20 protein-coding genes and 3 pseudogenes are annotated in these 16565 nt (G+C 66.3%); 13 read left to right on the forward strand and 10 right to left on the reverse strand.

Annotated elements, in window-relative coordinates:
- Positions 1-31 precede the first annotated feature (31 nt).
- A complete protein-coding gene (locus Q8W67_RS04145) occupies positions 32-670 on the forward strand; it encodes a dienelactone hydrolase family protein (protein ID WP_305541118.1) in 639 nt (212 codons plus the stop codon).
- Positions 671-843: 173 nt separating this feature from the next.
- On the opposite strand, the gene Q8W67_RS04150 is transcribed toward Q8W67_RS04145, so the two are convergent.
- The 6 genes from Q8W67_RS04150 to Q8W67_RS04175 all read right to left on the reverse strand — a co-directional run bounded on the left by Q8W67_RS04150 (position 844) and on the right by Q8W67_RS04175 (position 3642).
- Complete coding sequence (locus tag Q8W67_RS04150) at positions 844-1281, reverse strand: hypothetical protein (RefSeq protein ID WP_305541121.1); 438 nt, start codon at positions 1279-1281, stop codon at positions 844-846.
- Between the two features lie 85 nt (positions 1282-1366).
- On the reverse strand, positions 1367-1816 hold the full coding sequence (locus Q8W67_RS04155; RefSeq protein ID WP_305541124.1) for a host attachment family protein: 450 nt from the start codon (positions 1814-1816) through the stop codon (positions 1367-1369).
- A gap of 4 nt (positions 1817-1820) precedes the next feature.
- On the reverse strand, positions 1821-1970 hold the full coding sequence (locus Q8W67_RS04160) for a hypothetical protein (protein WP_305541127.1): 150 nt from the start codon (positions 1968-1970) through the stop codon (positions 1821-1823).
- A 250-nt stretch (positions 1971-2220) separates the two neighbouring features.
- On the reverse strand, positions 2221-2526 hold the full coding sequence (locus Q8W67_RS04165) for a hypothetical protein (RefSeq protein ID WP_305541129.1): 306 nt from the start codon (positions 2524-2526) through the stop codon (positions 2221-2223).
- Positions 2527-2564: 38 nt separating this feature from the next.
- Positions 2565-3065: a hypothetical protein gene (locus tag Q8W67_RS04170; protein ID WP_305541132.1), complete on the reverse strand. Its 501-nt coding sequence runs from the start codon at positions 3063-3065 to the stop codon at positions 2565-2567.
- Between the two features lie 139 nt (positions 3066-3204).
- Positions 3205-3642, reverse strand: a complete 438-nt coding sequence (locus Q8W67_RS04175) for a hypothetical protein (protein WP_305541135.1) — start codon at positions 3640-3642, stop codon at positions 3205-3207.
- Between the two features lie 403 nt (positions 3643-4045).
- On the opposite strand from Q8W67_RS04175, the gene Q8W67_RS04180 reads away from it, so the two are divergent.
- From Q8W67_RS04180 to Q8W67_RS04205, 6 genes are all read left to right on the forward strand, one after another.
- The gene (locus Q8W67_RS04180; protein WP_370693810.1) at positions 4046-5194 is read left to right on the forward strand and encodes a sensor histidine kinase; all 1149 of its coding nucleotides are present in this window, start codon (positions 4046-4048) and stop codon (positions 5192-5194) included.
- A 1-nt stretch (position 5195) separates the two neighbouring features.
- Entirely contained in the window at positions 5196-5807 is a 612-nt protein-coding gene (locus Q8W67_RS04185) for a response regulator transcription factor (protein ID WP_305541138.1), read from the forward strand.
- A gap of 160 nt (positions 5808-5967) precedes the next feature.
- Entirely contained in the window at positions 5968-7377 is a 1410-nt protein-coding gene (locus Q8W67_RS04190) for an efflux RND transporter periplasmic adaptor subunit (protein WP_305541141.1), read from the forward strand.
- Position 7378: 1 nt separating this feature from the next.
- Positions 7379-8083: an ABC transporter ATP-binding protein gene (locus Q8W67_RS04195; RefSeq protein WP_305541144.1), complete on the forward strand. Its 705-nt coding sequence runs from the start codon at positions 7379-7381 to the stop codon at positions 8081-8083.
- The gene (locus Q8W67_RS04200; RefSeq protein ID WP_305541146.1) at positions 8080-9300 is read left to right on the forward strand and encodes an ABC transporter permease; all 1221 of its coding nucleotides are present in this window, start codon (positions 8080-8082) and stop codon (positions 9298-9300) included. Before Q8W67_RS04195 ends, Q8W67_RS04200 begins: the two co-directional genes overlap by 4 nt.
- A gap of 41 nt (positions 9301-9341) precedes the next feature.
- Positions 9342-9602 (forward strand): response regulator transcription factor, encoded by a 261-nt coding sequence (locus Q8W67_RS04205; RefSeq protein WP_305541148.1) that lies wholly within the window; start codon positions 9342-9344, stop codon positions 9600-9602.
- Positions 9603-9695: 93 nt separating this feature from the next.
- Here the strand turns inward: Q8W67_RS04205 and Q8W67_RS04210 are convergent, their stop codons facing one another.
- Positions 9696-10301, reverse strand: a complete 606-nt coding sequence (locus Q8W67_RS04210; RefSeq protein WP_305541151.1) for a hypothetical protein — start codon at positions 10299-10301, stop codon at positions 9696-9698.
- 893 nt (positions 10302-11194) lie between these two features.
- Between Q8W67_RS04210 and Q8W67_RS04215 the strand changes: the two are divergent.
- The 3 genes and pseudogenes from Q8W67_RS04215 to Q8W67_RS04225 form a co-directional block, all read left to right on the forward strand.
- Positions 11195-11590: pseudogene (locus Q8W67_RS04215) on the forward strand (IS481 family transposase); the annotation flags it as partial.
- A gap of 391 nt (positions 11591-11981) precedes the next feature.
- Positions 11982-12158 (forward strand): annotated as a pseudogene (locus Q8W67_RS04220) (IS3 family transposase); the annotation flags it as partial.
- A 296-nt stretch (positions 12159-12454) separates the two neighbouring features.
- Positions 12455-12916 (forward strand): DsrE family protein, encoded by a 462-nt coding sequence (locus Q8W67_RS04225; protein ID WP_370693811.1) that lies wholly within the window; start codon positions 12455-12457, stop codon positions 12914-12916.
- 17 nt (positions 12917-12933) lie between these two features.
- On the opposite strand, the gene Q8W67_RS04230 is transcribed toward Q8W67_RS04225, so the two are convergent.
- Together Q8W67_RS04230 and Q8W67_RS04235 are read right to left on the reverse strand one after the other, a co-directional pair.
- The gene (locus tag Q8W67_RS04230; RefSeq protein WP_305541154.1) at positions 12934-13164 is read right to left on the reverse strand and encodes a GDCCVxC domain-containing (seleno)protein; all 231 of its coding nucleotides are present in this window, start codon (positions 13162-13164) and stop codon (positions 12934-12936) included.
- Between the two features lie 68 nt (positions 13165-13232).
- A complete protein-coding gene (locus Q8W67_RS04235; RefSeq protein WP_305541157.1) occupies positions 13233-13907 on the reverse strand; it encodes a Crp/Fnr family transcriptional regulator in 675 nt (224 codons plus the stop codon).
- Between the two features lie 184 nt (positions 13908-14091).
- On the opposite strand from Q8W67_RS04235, the gene Q8W67_RS04240 reads away from it, so the two are divergent.
- From Q8W67_RS04240 to Q8W67_RS04250, 3 genes are read left to right on the forward strand one after another with little or no spacing between them, the layout of a single operon-like run.
- The gene (locus Q8W67_RS04240; RefSeq protein ID WP_305541159.1) at positions 14092-14892 is read left to right on the forward strand and encodes a pentapeptide repeat-containing protein; all 801 of its coding nucleotides are present in this window, start codon (positions 14092-14094) and stop codon (positions 14890-14892) included.
- 43 nt (positions 14893-14935) lie between these two features.
- A complete protein-coding gene (locus tag Q8W67_RS04245; RefSeq protein WP_305541163.1) occupies positions 14936-15322 on the forward strand; it encodes a thioredoxin family protein in 387 nt (128 codons plus the stop codon).
- A gap of 9 nt (positions 15323-15331) precedes the next feature.
- The gene (locus Q8W67_RS04250; protein ID WP_305541166.1) at positions 15332-16051 is read left to right on the forward strand and encodes a cytochrome c biogenesis CcdA family protein; all 720 of its coding nucleotides are present in this window, start codon (positions 15332-15334) and stop codon (positions 16049-16051) included.
- A gap of 123 nt (positions 16052-16174) precedes the next feature.
- Here the strand turns inward: Q8W67_RS04250 and Q8W67_RS04255 are convergent.
- Positions 16175-16558 (reverse strand): annotated as a pseudogene (locus Q8W67_RS04255) (cytochrome d ubiquinol oxidase subunit II); the annotation flags it as partial.
- Positions 16559-16565 lie beyond the last annotated feature (7 nt).

Raw genomic sequence — 16565 nt, forward strand, 5'->3', positions numbered from 1 at the left:
TCTTTCCGACGATCCGCGGGAACAGGCCATCGTGATCCCGGCCGACGCCGTGATCCTGGATGCCATCCTCCGCGTTCCCCGGGGCGCGCGCGGCATCGTCCTGTTCGCGCACGGCTCCGGCAGCAGCCGCTTCAGTCCACGCAATCGGCGCGTCGCGCAGTACCTCAATATGGCCGGCTTCGCGACCGTCCTGGCTGATCTGCTGACCCCGGACGAGGAAGGGATCGATCGTCCGAGCGGTCACCTGCGCTTCGATATCGCGTTCCTCGCGAGCCGTCTCCACGCCACCGCGGAGTGGCTCATGCGACAGCCGGAGCTATCCCGGCTGCCGCGGGGCTATTTCGGCGCCAGCACAGGCGCCGCGGCGGCGCTGGTCGCCGCTGCGGCCCATCCGGATACGATCAGAGCGGTCGTCTCACGCGGCGGACGCCCGGACCTGGCGTCCGCAGCCCTGCCTCTGGTCCGGGCGCCCACGCTGCTCCTCGTCGGCAGCCGCGATCCTGAGGTCCTGACCCTCAACGAGCAGGCGCTGGCGCAGCTGTCCTGCGTCAAGAGCCTGATCGTCGTGCCCGGGGCCTCGCATCTCTTCGAGGAGCCCGGAACACTCGATGCGGTCGCGCGTGCCGCCGCGGACTGGTTCGATCAGCACCTGCATGTTCAGACGCGCTGACGCGACACGGTCCGCGCGACCTCGATTGTCCGGTGAGCATCCGCGATCACCGGCCGGTGTGTGGAACGATCAGGCGACCGCGGCCAGCAGCCAACAGGGCAGGGGTGAGCGATCGGCGCGAGGGCTTCCCGGAGGAGCCCACGCGGCGCGCGCTCGACGGGCCGGCCCGCCCGTCATTCGGCTTGGACGATGTCGCGCCGATGGGACCTGTGATGGCGCACCTTCTCCCAGTGTCTTGCGGGTATCGGCACCGCTTCCGCGACCGCCAACGAATTCGGATCGAACGGGAGCATAGCTGCCCCAGCCGCGACAAAGCCCGCCATGGCACGCAGATCGCTGGGCTGTCTCGGATCGCGCGAGATGTAATCGGCTTCCTGCTGAAGGCGCAGGTTGCAGACGCGCGACGGCAGACCATTGCCCGGGACGCAGGCGTCGTGTCGGGCGCAGGCTGCATCGAGCGCGTCGATCGGGCGAAGCGGCGCGTTGTTGCCCGGGCCGCAGTAATTACCATGGAAGAGCAACGCTGGTGCGCGGGCATCAGGTTGCGCCTGTGCCACCGACGGAACGCTCAGCGAGGCGGCAAGCAGTGACATGGAAAGCAGCGATTTCATGATCGAATTCCCTTCCTGCATGCCAAATAAAAACGGATCTATTCGTAGACATTTAGCCCGGAACGCGGTCCTAAAAGCTGCCGCATCAGGTTTCAAAGAGGCAACTCTCGATCTTCGAAACCGGATGCTTGGTCAGATCCTTCGCGATTTCCCCGATTACGACCCGCCGCAGCGCATCCGGAAGTTCTCGGCGCAAGTCTGCCAGGACTCGTGGCGGAGCAACGATCACGAGAGCGTTGATCGCTTCGGCCATACGCCCCAGCGCCTCTGCGACAGCCTTGGCGAACTGGTGCTCGGCCAAGTCGTGCCAATCCGTCTGCTCGATCGCGCTTCGGCGATCGCCCATACGGACGCGGGTTGGCCTGTCGGTCCCCTGGTCATGCGTGGCCGGGTTCGGAGGCGCCTCGAAAACCCGGCGCACCTCGAGATCAGGCTTCATCGGGTGGCCGACGTTGCACAGCACGATGACCTTCCGGCCATCGCCGACGAGGACGTACCCGTCGTGTGGGATCAGCAGGGCAGGCGTGTCGGACATCACATCACTCGAGTCTGAGCTGATCTTCGAGCGCGCACCGCGCTATTCCGGTGAGCACGCTCGGCGTAGACGGCCACAACCGTGGGCGCATCGCGTTACCGTCGTCGATGGAGAATGCGCCGGTCACCGCCGTCCGGATCGTACGGTCGATCATGCGCGCGCTCCCTGTAGAGGTCCCGGACAAACCCCGGGACGAAGACGCCCACCGTGGGCCAGCGCCCGCCAGCCGGCATTGATCCAGCGCAAGGATCGCGCGTTCGCTCAGGAGGCCGGTTGCGAGGCGCGCCGTGATCAAGGGTCGGAAGCGGCATCCGATCGCGTTGGATCTGGGCCCGCGCCGGCCCCGGGATGCGCCCGCTCGGGCAGGGTTGAAATCCTGCGTGCGAGCGGTGTCGGTTCCTCGTCTAAACCCGCGACGGGCGGCCGTTGCCGCGCCCGTTCCCGGTGCCGAAGTTGCCGTTGCCGTTCGTACGGTTGCCGTTGCCGTTGCCGTTGCCGAAATTCCCGTTCCCGTTCCCGTTCCCGTTGCCGCTCTTCCCGACCAGAAAGCCGCCCCGGTCTTGCTGGGGCGCAGCACGGGCCGCCTCCAGATCCGGGCGCGGCCACGCGAAGACGCTCGCGGCCTCCGGTGCGGCTCGGATTGCTGACGAAATCGCGAGGCCGAGAGTGCCGAGCCCGATCACGGTGAGGGTTTTGAGGACACGGGGCATCGGCTTCCTGCTCCATCGGCCTCAGCGGCTTCTTCCGGCTAGCGGCGGAAGAAACTCGGCATAGATGAATTGCCGTTGAGGTTCCCATTTCCGGCCCCGATATTCCCGTTTCCGTTCCCACTCCCGCCGTTCAGGTTGCCGTTCCCCGCACCGACGTTGCCGTTGCCGTTGCCGGATCCGGAATTGTAGTTCCCGTTGTAGGCGCCGACGTTGCCGTTGCCGTTGCCAGCACCGGTATTCCCGACCCCGTTGAAGGCGCCGACGTTGCCGGTCCCGCTGTTGAAGGCACCGACATTGTTCGAGCCGGTATTGAAGGCGCCGGCATTCCCGTTGACCACGGGGGTCCCGGTCCCGTTGCCGTTGCCGGTGCCGTTTCCCGATCCGAGGTTCCAGTTGCCGTTGCCGTTGCCGTTCAGGGAGCCGAGGTTCCCGTTGCCGTTGCCGACACCATTCCCGATCGCGAAGATCTGAGCCTGCGCCGGGAGCGCGGCCGTGCAGGCAAGCCCGAGAAGGGCCATCGAAAGGCGTAGAGACTTCATCGCGCGACTCCCTGCTCCGTACCGGACGGTCCCCGGCGCGCCTCGATCGATACCCGGCCGAATTGGCACAGCCGTCCCGTCACATCCTTCAGGGCGCGCGCCTTCGGCAGCGCACGCCCTGGACCCTCGGCTCAGCTGATCAGAAGGGGCTGTTCCGGTTGCCGTTCAGGTTGCCGTTCAGGTTGCCCAAGTTGTTGTTGCCGTTGAGATTGCCGTTGCCGATGGCGAGGAAGTTCCGGTTGCCGTTGCCGTTGCCGTTCAGGGAGCCGGTGTTGGAGTTTCCGTTCCCGTTGCCGTTGGCGACACCGAAGATGTTTTGGTTGCCGTTCAGGTTGCCGTTGCCCGAGCCGGCGTTCATGTTCCCGTTCAGGTTGCCGTTCAGGTTTCCGAAGTTGAAGTTGCCGTTGCCGTTGCCGTTGAGCGAGCCGGCACTGGCGTTGCCGTTGCCGTTGCCGTTCCCCGAGCCGATGTTGCCGTTGCCGTTGCCGTTGCCGTTGCCGAGCGCCTGAGCGGACGCCATCGAGGGCATGCCGGCGAGGGCGAGTACGGCGACAGCCGAGAGCAGAATTGTCCTCATGGCAGTCCTCCTATCCGATGCATGCCCAAGACCTGCTGGGATCCGGGCGATGCGGTCCATTGCTCCGGTTGAGCAACGGCGCCAAGTTGGTTTGATGGACCTGATCGGTATAGGCGTAAATTTGAGCTAATTCACGATGGTTACTCTATTCGAGTACGGCACTATTCGAATTGGGTATGCCAGCCGGCACCTGATCGGATAAGAAAAAAACTTACCTAAGTTATTGAAAATCTCAGAATTCGTGTCCCATATTTTTGCATGATATAGAATATATATCCAATATCGATTCACGAATATAGTTTTCAATCTATATGCAGTAGAGTTATGGTGCTTCATGCGGGGTGAATGATTCGCCACATTGGCGTGGGTTGTGGCGAAGACCGCGACGGAGGGGAGACGCCAAGTGCAGACCCTGGAACGCGATAGCCCCGGCAATGGTCCGGACACGCAGCATGAATTCTCGGCGGACGATCTGCGGGAGACCCTGGACGAAGTCGGGATCTGCACATGGTCGCTCGAGCCCGCGACGGGCCGGGTCACGATGTCCGAGAATTGTCGCCACGTGCTCGGGGTTCCGGCCCGGTGCCTGCTCGACCACGACGCCTTCCAGGCCGTCGTGCATCCCGAGGACCGCACGACCCGGGCGGCGGCGATCCGGGGGGCGCTGGAGCGCGGCGGTCGCTACGGGGTCGAGTACCGCGTCCGTCAAGCCGGCGGCAGGATCCGCTGGGTGCGGTCGCACGGACGTGCGGAACTCGGCCGGGATGCGCGCCCGGTCCGCTTCCGCGGGGTCGTCTATTGCATCGACGAGCATCGGCGCGCCGAGGCGCGCCTCCAGCGGATGCAGGCCGACTTGATCCACGTCTCGCGGCTGTCGACGATGGGGGAAATGGCCTCGGCCCTCGCCCACGAACTCAACCAGCCTCTCGGGGCCATCAGCAACTACGCGGCCGCCTGCGATGTCTTCCTCGCCGAGCCCGGGGAGACGCAGATCGCTGCGGCGCGCGCGGCCCTGAGCGCTGCGGCCGGGCAGGCACTGCGGGCCGGAGCGATCATCCGCCGCCTGCGGGATTTCGTGAAGCGGGGTGAGACGGACAGGCGCATCGAGAACGTGGCAGGGCTCCTCAGCGACGCCTGCGCCCTCGCCTTCATCGGGGTCCGCGAGCAGGGAGTCGACTTGCGGATCGAACCGGGTCCCCCCTCGATCTGCGTGCTCGCGGACCGGGTGCAGATCCAGCAGGTGCTGATCAATCTGATTCGGAATGCGCACGAGGCGATGCACGACAGCGGGCGCCGGGAACTCACGATCACTGCGGCTCCCACGCAGGACGGCATGGTCCGCATCAGCGTTGCCGATACCGGCCCCGGGATCGCGGCGTCCGTCGCGAAGACGCTTTTCCTGCCGTTCGTGACCACGAAGCCGAACGGAATGGGCGTCGGGCTGTCGGTGAGCCGGTCGATCGTGCGTGCGCACGGGGGCGACTTCTGGGTCGACCGCGTCCCAGGTGGCGGAGCCGTCTTCCACTTCACCCTGCCGACCGTCGAGGATTGAAATGAGGGCTGCCGCGGGCACGATCCACGTCGTGGACGACGACGACGCGATGCGGCACTCCCTGGCGCTTCTGCTCGGGGCGCTCGGACACCGCATCGAGGAGTACCACGGCGCGGCGAGGCTTCTCGCGGATGTCGAGAGGCTGACCGGCTGTGTCGTGGCGGACGTGCGCATGCCGCATGTCGACGGCCTGGAGATGCTGGACCGCATGCGGGCTGCCGGCTCGACCGTCCCGGTCGTGATGATGACCGGCCACGGGGACATTCCCACCGCGGTGCGGGCGATGAAGCTCGGGGCCTCGGACTTCCTAGAAAAGCCGTTCACGACCCCGCTCCTGCTCGGCGCCGTCGACGCGGCCCTCGGAGGCGGCAACGCGGCCGGGATGCGGCACGAGGCCGACGCGGCCTTCGCCGCGCAGGTCGAGGGCCTGACCGGCCGGGAGCGAGACGTCTTTGAGCACGTCCTTCTCGGACGCACCAACAAGGAGATCGGGCTGTTGCTCGATATCAGTCACCGCACCGTGGAGATCCACCGGGCAAAGGTCATGACGAAAACAGGGTGCTCGTGCGTCCAGTCTCTTGTGCGCAAGTCCGCGAAGGCCGGCCTGCTCTGATGCCGAATTATACGCGCAAATACGTACGGGACCGCCCTGAATACCCAAGCGCGGCAATCTCTGCGACCACATGGAACAGGCCCGGGTGGCACCCGCGGCCGCCGTCCCGAGATCCGGGGATTTACCGGGCAGCCGGACGGACCCACGGGAGTGAAACAGCGTGGCGCGACGGTTGCCCGACAACCTGCTGACGCTCGGCTTCGCGGCGGTGGCCGCCTTCGCCCTGCTGTCCTACGTGAATCCCGGGTTCGGGATTCCCAGCGTTGCGCCTGGCGGATCGCCAGCGGTCGCCGCAGCGGAAGCGGGCGCCGCCCCGGCACCCGAGGGCGGCCAATTCATCACCGCGCCCATCCAGCGGGGCTCCCTGGAGCAACTGATCACCGCGACCGGAACGGTGCAGCCGGTCGACACGGTGGAGGTGGGCTCGCAACTCCCGGGGCAGATCGCCCGGCTGCACGTCGATTTCAACGACCGGGTCCGCCTCGGAGACCCTCTGGCCGAACTCGACCAGCGCAGTTTCATCGCAAAGGTCGAGGAAGCCCGCGCCGCCTTCGACATGGCGGTCGCCAACGTGAGGGTTCAGCAGGCGCGCCTCGACCGGGCGCGGATCGACCTCGACAATGCCCGCGGCAACAAGGCGGTGCTCCAGGCCAAGATCGAGAACGCGCAGGCGCAGATGCTCGCGGCCGAGCGCACGCTTGAACGCAAGACCACCCTGCGGGCGCGGGAGGTGGCCTCATCGGCCGCCCTGGAGGAGGCGCAGACCGACCTCGCCTCCCGCAAGGCGCAGCTGCGCGAGGCGAACTCGGTGCTGGACCTCAACGGATTCGCTGTCGAGGCCGCCGTGGCGGAAGTCCGCCGCCTCGAAGCGGAGCTGACTCAGGCCCGGGCCGCGGTGCCGCAGCGCCAAGCGAGCCTTCGGGGGACCGAGATCGACCTCGACCGCACGGTGATCCGCTCGCCGACCGACGGCGTCGTGGTCGGCCGCTTCGTCAACCAGGGCCAGACCCTGGCGGCCGGGCTCGAGGTGCGGACCGCCTTCACCATCGCCAAGAACCTCGCCGAGATGGAGGTCCATGCCCGGGTCGACGAGACCGATATCGGCCGGGTGACGGCGGGCCAGCGCGCCACCTTCGGGGTGGATGCCTATCCGGGCCGGCGGTTCGAGGCCGTGGTCCGGCAGGTCCGCAAGGCGCCTCTCGTCACCCAGAACGTCGTCACCTACACGGTCGTCCTGAAGACGGACAATCGTAGCGGCCTGCTGCTGCCCGGGATGACCGCCCTGGTGAAGCTGACGATCCACCGGGATGAGGACGTCCTGAAGGTGCCGCTGGCGGCCCTGCGATTCCGGCCGGAGGGGGGCGCCTCCCGCGACCCGGCGGGTTCCTCGGTCTGGGTGCGGGCCGCAGACGGGAGCCTGGAGGCGATCCGCGTCGAGACCGGCGCCACGAGCGCCGACCTGGTCGCCCTGAAGACGGCGAGCGGGCTCTCCGAGGGGAGCGAGGTGATCGTCGGACAATCCAACCCGCCGGCGGGCCGGCGCCTGTTCGGCGTGCGGCTGGGGTTCTGAGATGACGCTCCTCGTGCTCGACGCCGTTCACCGGACGTTCCGGGTCGGGACCGTTTCGGTCCCGGCGATCCGGGATGTCTCCCTCGTCATCGACGCGGGCGAGTGCGTCGCGGTCATGGGGGCCTCGGGATCGGGCAAGAGCACGCTGATGAACATGGTCGGGCTGCTCGACCGGCCGACCTCGGGCACGATCCAGATCGACGGCGAGGATACGGCGCGCCTGTCCGACGACGCAAGGGCGCGCCTGCGCGGCGGCCGGATCGGCTTCGTGTTCCAGTCGTACAACCTGCTGCCCCGCAGCACCGCGGTCGAGAACGTGGAGCTCCCCCTCATCTATGCCGGCGTCCAGCCGCGCCTGCGCCGCCTGCGCGCCCGTGCGGCCCTGGAATCGGTGGGCATGTCGATGCGCGAAACACACTTCCCGTCGCAGCTCTCCGGCGGCGAGCAGCAGCGTGTGGCGATCGCCCGGGCCCTGGTGGGCGACCCGGCAATCCTGCTCGCCGACGAACCGACGGGGGCGCTCGACAGTCGCACCGGCTCCGAGATCCTCGCCCTGTTCCGCAAGCTCAACCGGGACGGGCAGACAATCGTGATGATCACCCACGACGCCGCCGTGGCGGCACATTGCGCGCGCGTCGTCCAACTGCGCGACGGCCGGATCGTGGCCGACATGCGCCAGGCAGCCTGGCGGGCGGATGCCGCATGAACCTCTCTCAGACTCTTCTCGTCGCCCTCAGGTCCCTGCGCCTCAACCCGATGCGCAGCTTCCTCACGATGCTGGGCATCGTCATCGGCGTCGCCTCGGTGGTGACGGTGCTCGCCATCGGCAGCGGCGCGCAGGGGCGGGTCGCCGACCAGATCCGCGCCGTCGGCGCCAACGTCCTGATGATCAACCCCGGGACGGCCCGCAAGGATGGGGTCCGGCTCAAGGCAGGGACGCGCCTGACCCTGACGGAGGGCGATGTCGATGCGATCCTCGCGCAGGTGCCCCAGGTGCGCGCCGCCGCGGGCTCCCTGTCCGGCAGCGCGCAGGTGGTGCGCGAGAGCCGGAACTGGAACACGACCATCAACGGCACCACGAACGGTCACTTCCTGGTGCGGGACTGGGGCTTGGCAGCGGGGCGCTACTTCAACGGGACCGAGCAGATAACCGCGGCCAAGGTCGCCATTCTCGGCAGCGTCGTGGCGCGGGAAATGTTCGGGCGCGACGAGCCGGTGGGGGCCGAGATCCGCATCATGAGCGTGCCCTTCGAGGTGGTGGGCGTGCTCGACCCCAAGGGACCGGACCAGGACGACGTCGCCTTCGTTCCCCTGGAGACGGCCAAGCTGCGCTTCCTCGGCAGCGCCAGCGGGGTCAACCGCGACGCCGTCGCCTACATCGTCGCCAAGGCCGAGTCCGACGAGGCGATGGTCCGCGCGAAGCGGGAGATCGAGGAGCTCGTGCGCCAGCGCCATCGCATCGCCGCGGGCGACGAGGACGACTTCAAGGTCTCCGATCCCGCCGCCGCCATGGACGCCCAGCGCGGGGCGACCCGCACCATCGCGCTGCTCCTCACATCCGTGGCGGGCGTATCGCTGCTGGTCGGCGGCATCAGCATCATGAACATCATGACCGTCACGGTGGCCGAGCGAACCCGGGAGATCGGGATCCGGCGCGCCGTAGGCGCGCGAGGGGTCGACATCCGCCTGCAATTTCTCTCAGAAGCCCTGGTCCTCTGCCTGCTGGGCGGCCTTGCGGGTGTCGCCGTCGGGACCGGCATCTCCCTCACGGTGGCCCGCTCCGCGGGCTGGGTCACACGCGTCGACCCGCAGGCGATCGTCCTCTCTGTCGGCTTCTCGGCGCTCGTCGGACTGTTCTTCGGATACTATCCGGCTCACCGGGCGTCGCGGCTCGACCCGGTCGATGCCCTCAAGATGGAATGACGGATTCGGCCGGGCGCGCCCCGGCGCAGGAAGAGGGAACGATGATGCAGCCGAACCCGCAATATCCGAATGCTGAGACCCGCCTCACGCTCACAGCCCGGGAGCAGGAGATCATCCGCCACATCGCGCAAGGATCGCAGAACGACGGCATCGCCTACGAGATGGGCATCTCGACCAACACGGTGAAGACGCATATCGGCAACATCATGCGCAAGTTCGGGCTCCATAACCGCACCCAGATCGCGATGTCGCTCACCCCGCACGTGACGGCGCCGAAGCCCGTCCGGCCCCACGCGCCCTGAGCCTCCGGCCGCGATCCGAGCCCGCCGCGGCGCCGTCTTCGTATCCTCGGGCAGGCCGCCCGAGGGCTCCCTGCGCGCCAGCATCCGGATGGATCAGCGTGCGTCCTTCGCGCGGGCGTGCCTGCGCCGCGGCGCCCGGCGGGGAAGGATATCCTCGGGTTCGGAGCGAACCTCAGAATCGAGATCGGCCATAGCCCCGTACGCCTCGGGAACAGGAGGCGACAGGGCGCGCTGCGCCTCGGCACCGGCACCCGAAAGGCAGCGCACCCCCTCGACCGCCAGCGCGGCGGCGACCTCCGGATCGTTGCACAGGATCTGCGTGGCGGCGACCGTGTGACCGAGGCTGTACAGGGTCCGGGCGTAGAGGCGCAGGTTGCAGCCCTTGTCGGTGGTGGTGCTGCCGATGGTGATGCCGAACCCGGGTCCCGCCCCGCCGACACTGGCGCTGCCGAGGCAGCTCTCGATCCCGGCCGCCGCGAGGCCGGGCGCCAGGATGCTCGGCGTATTGCGACCACCGCGGATGGTGAGGGCACTCGATGCGCCCGCCCCCGCCGAGGCCGACAGAGTATTGGTGCTGGTGTTGCCGTTCCCGTTGCCATTGCCGGCCCCGGAATTGCCGTTGCCGTTGCCCGAGCCGACCTGAGCCTGGGCAGCCGTCGCCGCGAAGAGCGCGAGCGTAAGAAGGAGCGGACGTCTCACGGCCAATCCCAACCTCCGCAACGACCTGTACAGGCCACAGGCGACTCGCAGCATCTTCCGGGAGGGCTGCCGAGTCGGTCAATACCCGCAGGTCTTCGGACCCACGACTTAAAGCTGAGTCCTTATAAAATTGGAACGAATATCGGTTACTGAAGTAAAAATGACACATTCAATGCAGATTGGATTGAGGCCGGATCACAGCGACTGAGATCGCCGACCGCCGGCTCCCTTGCCGAGAACCGAAGGTCGACCCCACATTCAGGTTCACAGTCGCATGATCCGCCCGCGCCTTCGCGGACAGGGAGTTTAGCTCGCGTTCCGCTCCACTTGCTCGGGCGTGATGCAGCCGAGCGCCGAGCGACGGCGCCACCGAATTTGGGCGTCCTCAATGTCGATGGATAGATCACGACAGGCATCGTCGCTGGTGACGAACTCGACCTCGAGGGTGCAATACAATTTCCAGCTGAATAGCTCGGCCGATCGTCCCGCACCGTCATCGCGGGCGCAGAGAAGCGACCCAGAGACACACTACGGACGGCGACCGCGCGCGTCCTTGAACCGGAGATCGTTTCAGATGTGTCCGGGAGCCCGAGGGAAAATCGCTGGAAGACGTCCTCACGACGCGGAGGGGGGCCGCGCCCGGTTGGTGCGATACGCGCACACGCTGGGAACAGGACCCATGACCTGCGTTGACAGCCTTGCTGGGCTCGCACCTGCACCGTACCAAGGGACATCGTGCCCCGGTGGTCGCCCCGGCACGCGAATCCGCGGCGATCTGGCTGGGGCGGATATCAAGGGTCGCAGCCCAACGACCGCCCGAGCGACATAAACCCCAGCTGTTTGATCCCGCGGTGTGGTGGTACGGTTGACCACCATGCTGTGAGGGATGCGCTATGGGCCAAGTTCTTCACGGCAGCGCCCCAAGACAGAGGCGGTCCGTCGCGCAATACAGCTACGTAAAGACAGCGTGAGGGCCGCCGCCAAGCGCTACGGCGTCAGGCCCGCGACGATCCAGAAGTGGCGCGCGGCAGTCGATGACAGATGCTGCCATGGGTCCGAAGCAGCCGCGCTCGACCGTCCTCACGCCGGAGGAAGAGGCGGTCATCGTCGCCGTCAGGCGGCATACGCTGCTGCCGCTCGATGACTGCCTCTATGGCCTGCAGCCCACGATCCCGCACCTGACCCGCTCCAGCCTGCACCGCTGCCTGGAGCGGCATGGCATCAGCCGCCTGCCCGAGATGGAGGGCGACAAGCCTAAGAAGAAGCGCTTTGCCGATTACGCCATCGGCTCAAGACCCTGCGCGGCCTCACACCCTACGAGCATGTCCTACAGGTCTGGACGAAAGAGCCCAAACGCTTCAGGCTTGATCCGTTACACCACATCCCGGGATCGTACAGGCGAGATCGCGCGTTTCCGCGGGAGACAGGTCGCCGATATAACGAGGCGGGACATCGGGCGCTTGGTGGCGGACATCTACACTGCGGCGTCCAATCCAACGCCAAACATGTCTTGCGAGTGGTCCGAAGTCTTTGGTCCTGGCTCGGTGATGGCGAAGCGCACGTCGCATCGGGCGTGCAACCCAACCTGCTTCACCGGTTGAAGGCCCCGGACTCAACGCCGCGCGAGACCGGCGATCGAACGATGCCTGCCATTAGATCCGGCCGGTCACCAGGCCGATCCGACGCTCCCGGCGCGGAGGGCATCGGCCGAGCCCTGGCCATTCGGAGCGTCAAGCCAGCCGGATCGTCGGCCCGCACCGCGGTACGCAACGCTACGTGCCCGCGCTGCCGACCGAGGAGGATGCGCTGACCCACGCCATCATTGCCTTGGCGTGCGAGTACGGCCGCTACGGCTACCTTGAGGGTGGATGGCGAGCATCAGCGGGCCCTCCGGACAGGGGCACGGCGGCGTAAACCGTCAAAACGCCACGCGTATGCTTGGCTCGCCCGATGCGCCACATCCCAACGACGTTCCGCAACCAAACACTGCTCGTAGGCAGACGTGGGGTGGATACCGCAGCCTGGCTCCTAAAGAAGCGCGGATGCTCCCGCCCATCTAAAGGCATGGGATGCTCAAGGGCCGGGAATGGATGGCCAAGCCGAAGGCTGCCGCCTGACCCCTGGCCGAACCGAGAACATCAGGAGAAGACCCCATGAGACGCCGGACGTTCACTGCCCTGTTGTCCCTGTTCGCGCTGATGGCGGTTCCCGCCATGGCGGCGGGCGACGTACCTGCAGGCTACTATCCCGACCAGAAGGCCGTCTACCAGAACGACGGCGGGGTGCCGGACAACGCGACCTATTTCAAGCACATCCTTGGCAACCTGAAGAACCACGTCGAGGCGGTAGGCAAGGATCATGTCCAGATCCGTGTCGTCGACTTCGGCGACGGCGTCGACCTGTTCCAGATGGCTGCCAAGGACCCGAAGCTCGCGCACCAGATCGACGCCCTCAAGGCGGAGGGCGTCAAATTCCTGATCTGCAATAACACCCTGACCCAGCGGAAGATCGACTGGCACGAACTCCATGGCGTGACGGAGGCCGACATCGTTCCGAGCGGGGTCGCGGAGATCGTTCGGCTCCAGGGCATGGGCTTCTCCTACGTCCATCCCTGAAGCCTGAGGCCCAATGGTCACCCGCAACAATTGGGTCGTTCGCTGGTTCGGAATGCCTTCTGGATCGGCGGACAGGGTACGTCCCCGTAGGAGCAGAACACGCAGCAATCCCCGGCCTTGGGCCGTAGGACGACACCACAGCCTTCGCAGTCGTGGAAGAAGCGACAGGCGTCGGTTGGCATCGTCTCGGTCATCCGATGACCGCAATGCGGGCAAGTGAGCGTGGATTGTAGCTGGGCCGTCGTCACTGTGCTGTCCTGGCAGTCGCTGGTACCGAGAAGGTCGTAGGCGTCCGAAATCGATGGACCCCTCCGGATCAGTTCGGTCTCCCGGCGGCCAGGGCCGCCCGGTCAATGACCTGCACCTGCCCGCGTCTGACCTCGACCAGCCCACCGTCGGCCCATTCTCCCAACAGGCGGCTGATGACCTCGCGCACGCTCCCGACGTCCGAGGCCAGTTGCTGGTGGGTCTTCCAGACGATGCCTTCCGCGTCGGCCTCGACGAGCAAGCGCCTCGCGAGCCTCTGCTCCAAAGGAGCGAAGGCGACCTCCTCGACCAGGTCGAACATCCCGGACAGGAGCTTGGTGTAATCGTCGAGGACGAAGTCACGGAACGCGTCGCTCTCCCGCATCAACTGGCGGAAGGTATCGGAGGGCAACGCCGCCAACTCGGTCCTGGCCTCGGCTATGCTCTGTGCCGGGAAGCCGCCGCCTGACAACAGGCATTGGGTGGTGAGCACGCAGGTGCCGCCAGCACCGACCTTATAGATCAGCATCTCGCGGCCTCCCTCGGACATCCGGAACACCCTGGTCCGGCCGTCGATGCACATCAGGTAGTTCGCGCAAGCATCTTGGAGTTCGTAGGCAATCGCGCCTGCCTCTAGCACCGGGAAATGCACCGTGCCGCGCGCGATCTGAAGGTGGTTGGCACTGAAGCAGCGGATGAACGGGAAACGCTCGACCCAACGCTCGATCTTGTAGCTGTCCTGCATGGCTGGCGTTGGTCTCCGACCGTGACGAGAGGATTATCGTCCGGTCTTTCTCGGGTTTTCTCCCGTCGTGCAGGGCTTGTGTGACCCAGGTCACCGACCGGGCGCGCAGGATCGGCATAGCATCGCGGCACAACAAACACGATACGGGTGCTGGCCATGTGCGGCACCCGATGGGAGTGAACCGATGCGCCGCCTCGCTCTGAGCTTCATGCTGGCTGCCTTCGCTGGCGGTCCGGCCGCCGCCGAGCAGGATTTGCTGCTCGGTGCCGACATGTCCTCGCCCGCAATGACCCAAGCCGAAATGAGCCGCGCCGACGTCGAGGCGATGATCAAGGCCGCAGACGGCAAGCCGATCGACCTGCACGACAAGGCCCTGTCTGGCCTCAATCTCTCCGGCCTGAACCTCCAGGGCGTGAACTTGCGAACGGCGCGCCTGAACAAAACGAACCTGCGCGGCACAGACCTTAGCGGGGCAAACCTCGAACAGGCGTGGTTCATCAAGGCGGACCTGAACGGGGCCAAGCTCATCGGCGCAAAGATGTTCGGCATCACGGCCCGGGACGCCAACCTCAGCGGGGCCGATCTCAGCCGGTCCTTGCCGATCGGCGACTTCAAGGGTGCCAACATGAGCGGGGCCACGCTGGTCGACCTCAGGGGCGGTGCCGACCTCAAGAACCAGTCCATGGGCCTGATGCGGGCCGTGTTCGTCTCGGTGAACCTCCGGGGCGCCAAACTGAAGGGCGCTAACCTCGGTCGTTCGCGTCTGGAATACGCCGACCTCACCGACGCAGACCTCACCGACGTGGTGCTGATGGGATCCGACCTGTCGGGCGCCAACCTCACGGGCGCGACCGTCTCGGGAGCTGACTTCAAGAACGTCGACGTCAGCGGCGCCCGCCTCGTGGCCCTCAAGGGCCAGGACAGTGCCAAGGACTGGTCGGCACGCGTGAACGTCGATCGGGCCATCACCCAGGTCGCCAACTAAACCTCGCTCATCGCCTTCAACAGACATCACGGAGACCACGTCCATGGCCACCCGTCGCATCCTCTTCGGCCTCCTCGCCGCGTTTCCGCTCTTCGGCGGTGGGGCCATCGCCGCCGAGATGCCCTACGACCCGGCCGCGTTCGAGGCTGCTCAGAAGGCCGGTAAACCGATCCTCGTGCACATCACCGCCCCTTGGTGCACGACCTGTGCGGCACAGAAGCCGATCCTTTCGAAGCTGGAGGCCGAGCCCAAATTTAAGGACCTGCAGGTGTTCGATGTCGACTTCGACAGCCGCAAGGACGTGGTGAAGCAGTTCAGTGCCACGATGCAGAGCACCCTCATCACCTACAAAGGCGCCAAGGAGACCGGGCGCTCGGCCGGCGAGACCAAGCCCGAGGCAATCTCGTCGCTCCTCGACAAGGCGATCTGAGGCACCACGATGGTGACGAGCCTCGGCCTGGCCTTCCTCGCTGGCATCCTCTCGGTGATGTCCCCGTGCGTACTGCCGTTGCTGCCGCTGGTGCTGGGCGCGGCCGCCTCGGAGCACAGGCTCGGCCCGGCGGCGCTCGCCGCCGGCCTTGCCCTGTCCTTTGTCGTCATCGGCCTGTTCGTGGCCACCGTCGGCTTCGCCATCGGCGTCGACGCCGGCATCTTCCGGACCGGCGCGGCCATCATGCTGATCCTGATCGGCTTGGTCCTGATGGTGCCCGCCGCCCAGACACGGCTGGCCGTGGTCGCGGGTCCCATGAGCAACTGGACGGAAAATCGGTTCGGCGGATTCTCGACCTCCGGCTTGCCGGGCCAATTCGGCGTCGGGTTGCTTCTAGGCGCCGTGTGGAGCCCGTGCGTGGGCCCAACCCTTGGTGCGGCGTCGCTTCTGGCATCCCAGGGGCGCGATCTGGGAGTTGTTGCTCTCACCATGTTTCTCTTCGGCCTCGGTGCAGCCCTACCGCTGCTTGTCCTCGGTAGCCTGTCGCGTGAAGTGCTGATGCGATGGCGCGACCGGATGATAGGGCTAGGTAAGGGGCTGAAGGCGGCTCTTGGTCTGATCCTCATCGTGACTGGCGTGACCATCGTGCTCGGCTACGACAAGGTGATGGAGACCATTCTGGTGAACGTCTCGCCGACTTGGCTGACGGCCCTGACAACAAGGGTCTGAGCCGACCAGACATGCCGCAACCGAAGGTCTGCAACCTTCGTCTACCGACCGAAAGCGGACCGGCAGAAAGCCACCCATAGCGGTCCTTGACGTGGTCAGGCTGATTGAGTTCAGCTCCTATCAGAAGGCGGCGACGTAGCTGCCCCAGGAGACGGCGCGGTCCCACCTGAGCTGGCCGCGCGGCTTTTCTATTCGAAAGCGCATCTCGACGGCGACGCTGCGGAACACCAGGGCGAAAAGCATCAGGATGAGCGGCATGTACAAGGCCGGAAGGATGGTGGCCTAAGGCGAGCGGGAAGACCGCGAAAAGGCCGCCGCCGATCACGACACAAGTCTCGTTGCCGTCCCAGACAGGCGCGACGGAGTTCGCCATCACGTCCCGGTCGGCCTTCCCGCGCACGGCTGGAACAGGATGCCGATGCCAAGGTCGAAGCCGTTCATTGCCACGTAGAGGGAGACGGCGGTGGCGATCAGGATGGCCCAGATCAGAGTGATGTCGAGTTCCATCGAAGCC

Origin of the sequence: Methylobacterium sp. NEAU K, assembly GCF_030700285.1 — a bacterium.
GTDB lineage: Bacteria > Pseudomonadota > Alphaproteobacteria > Rhizobiales > Beijerinckiaceae > Methylobacterium.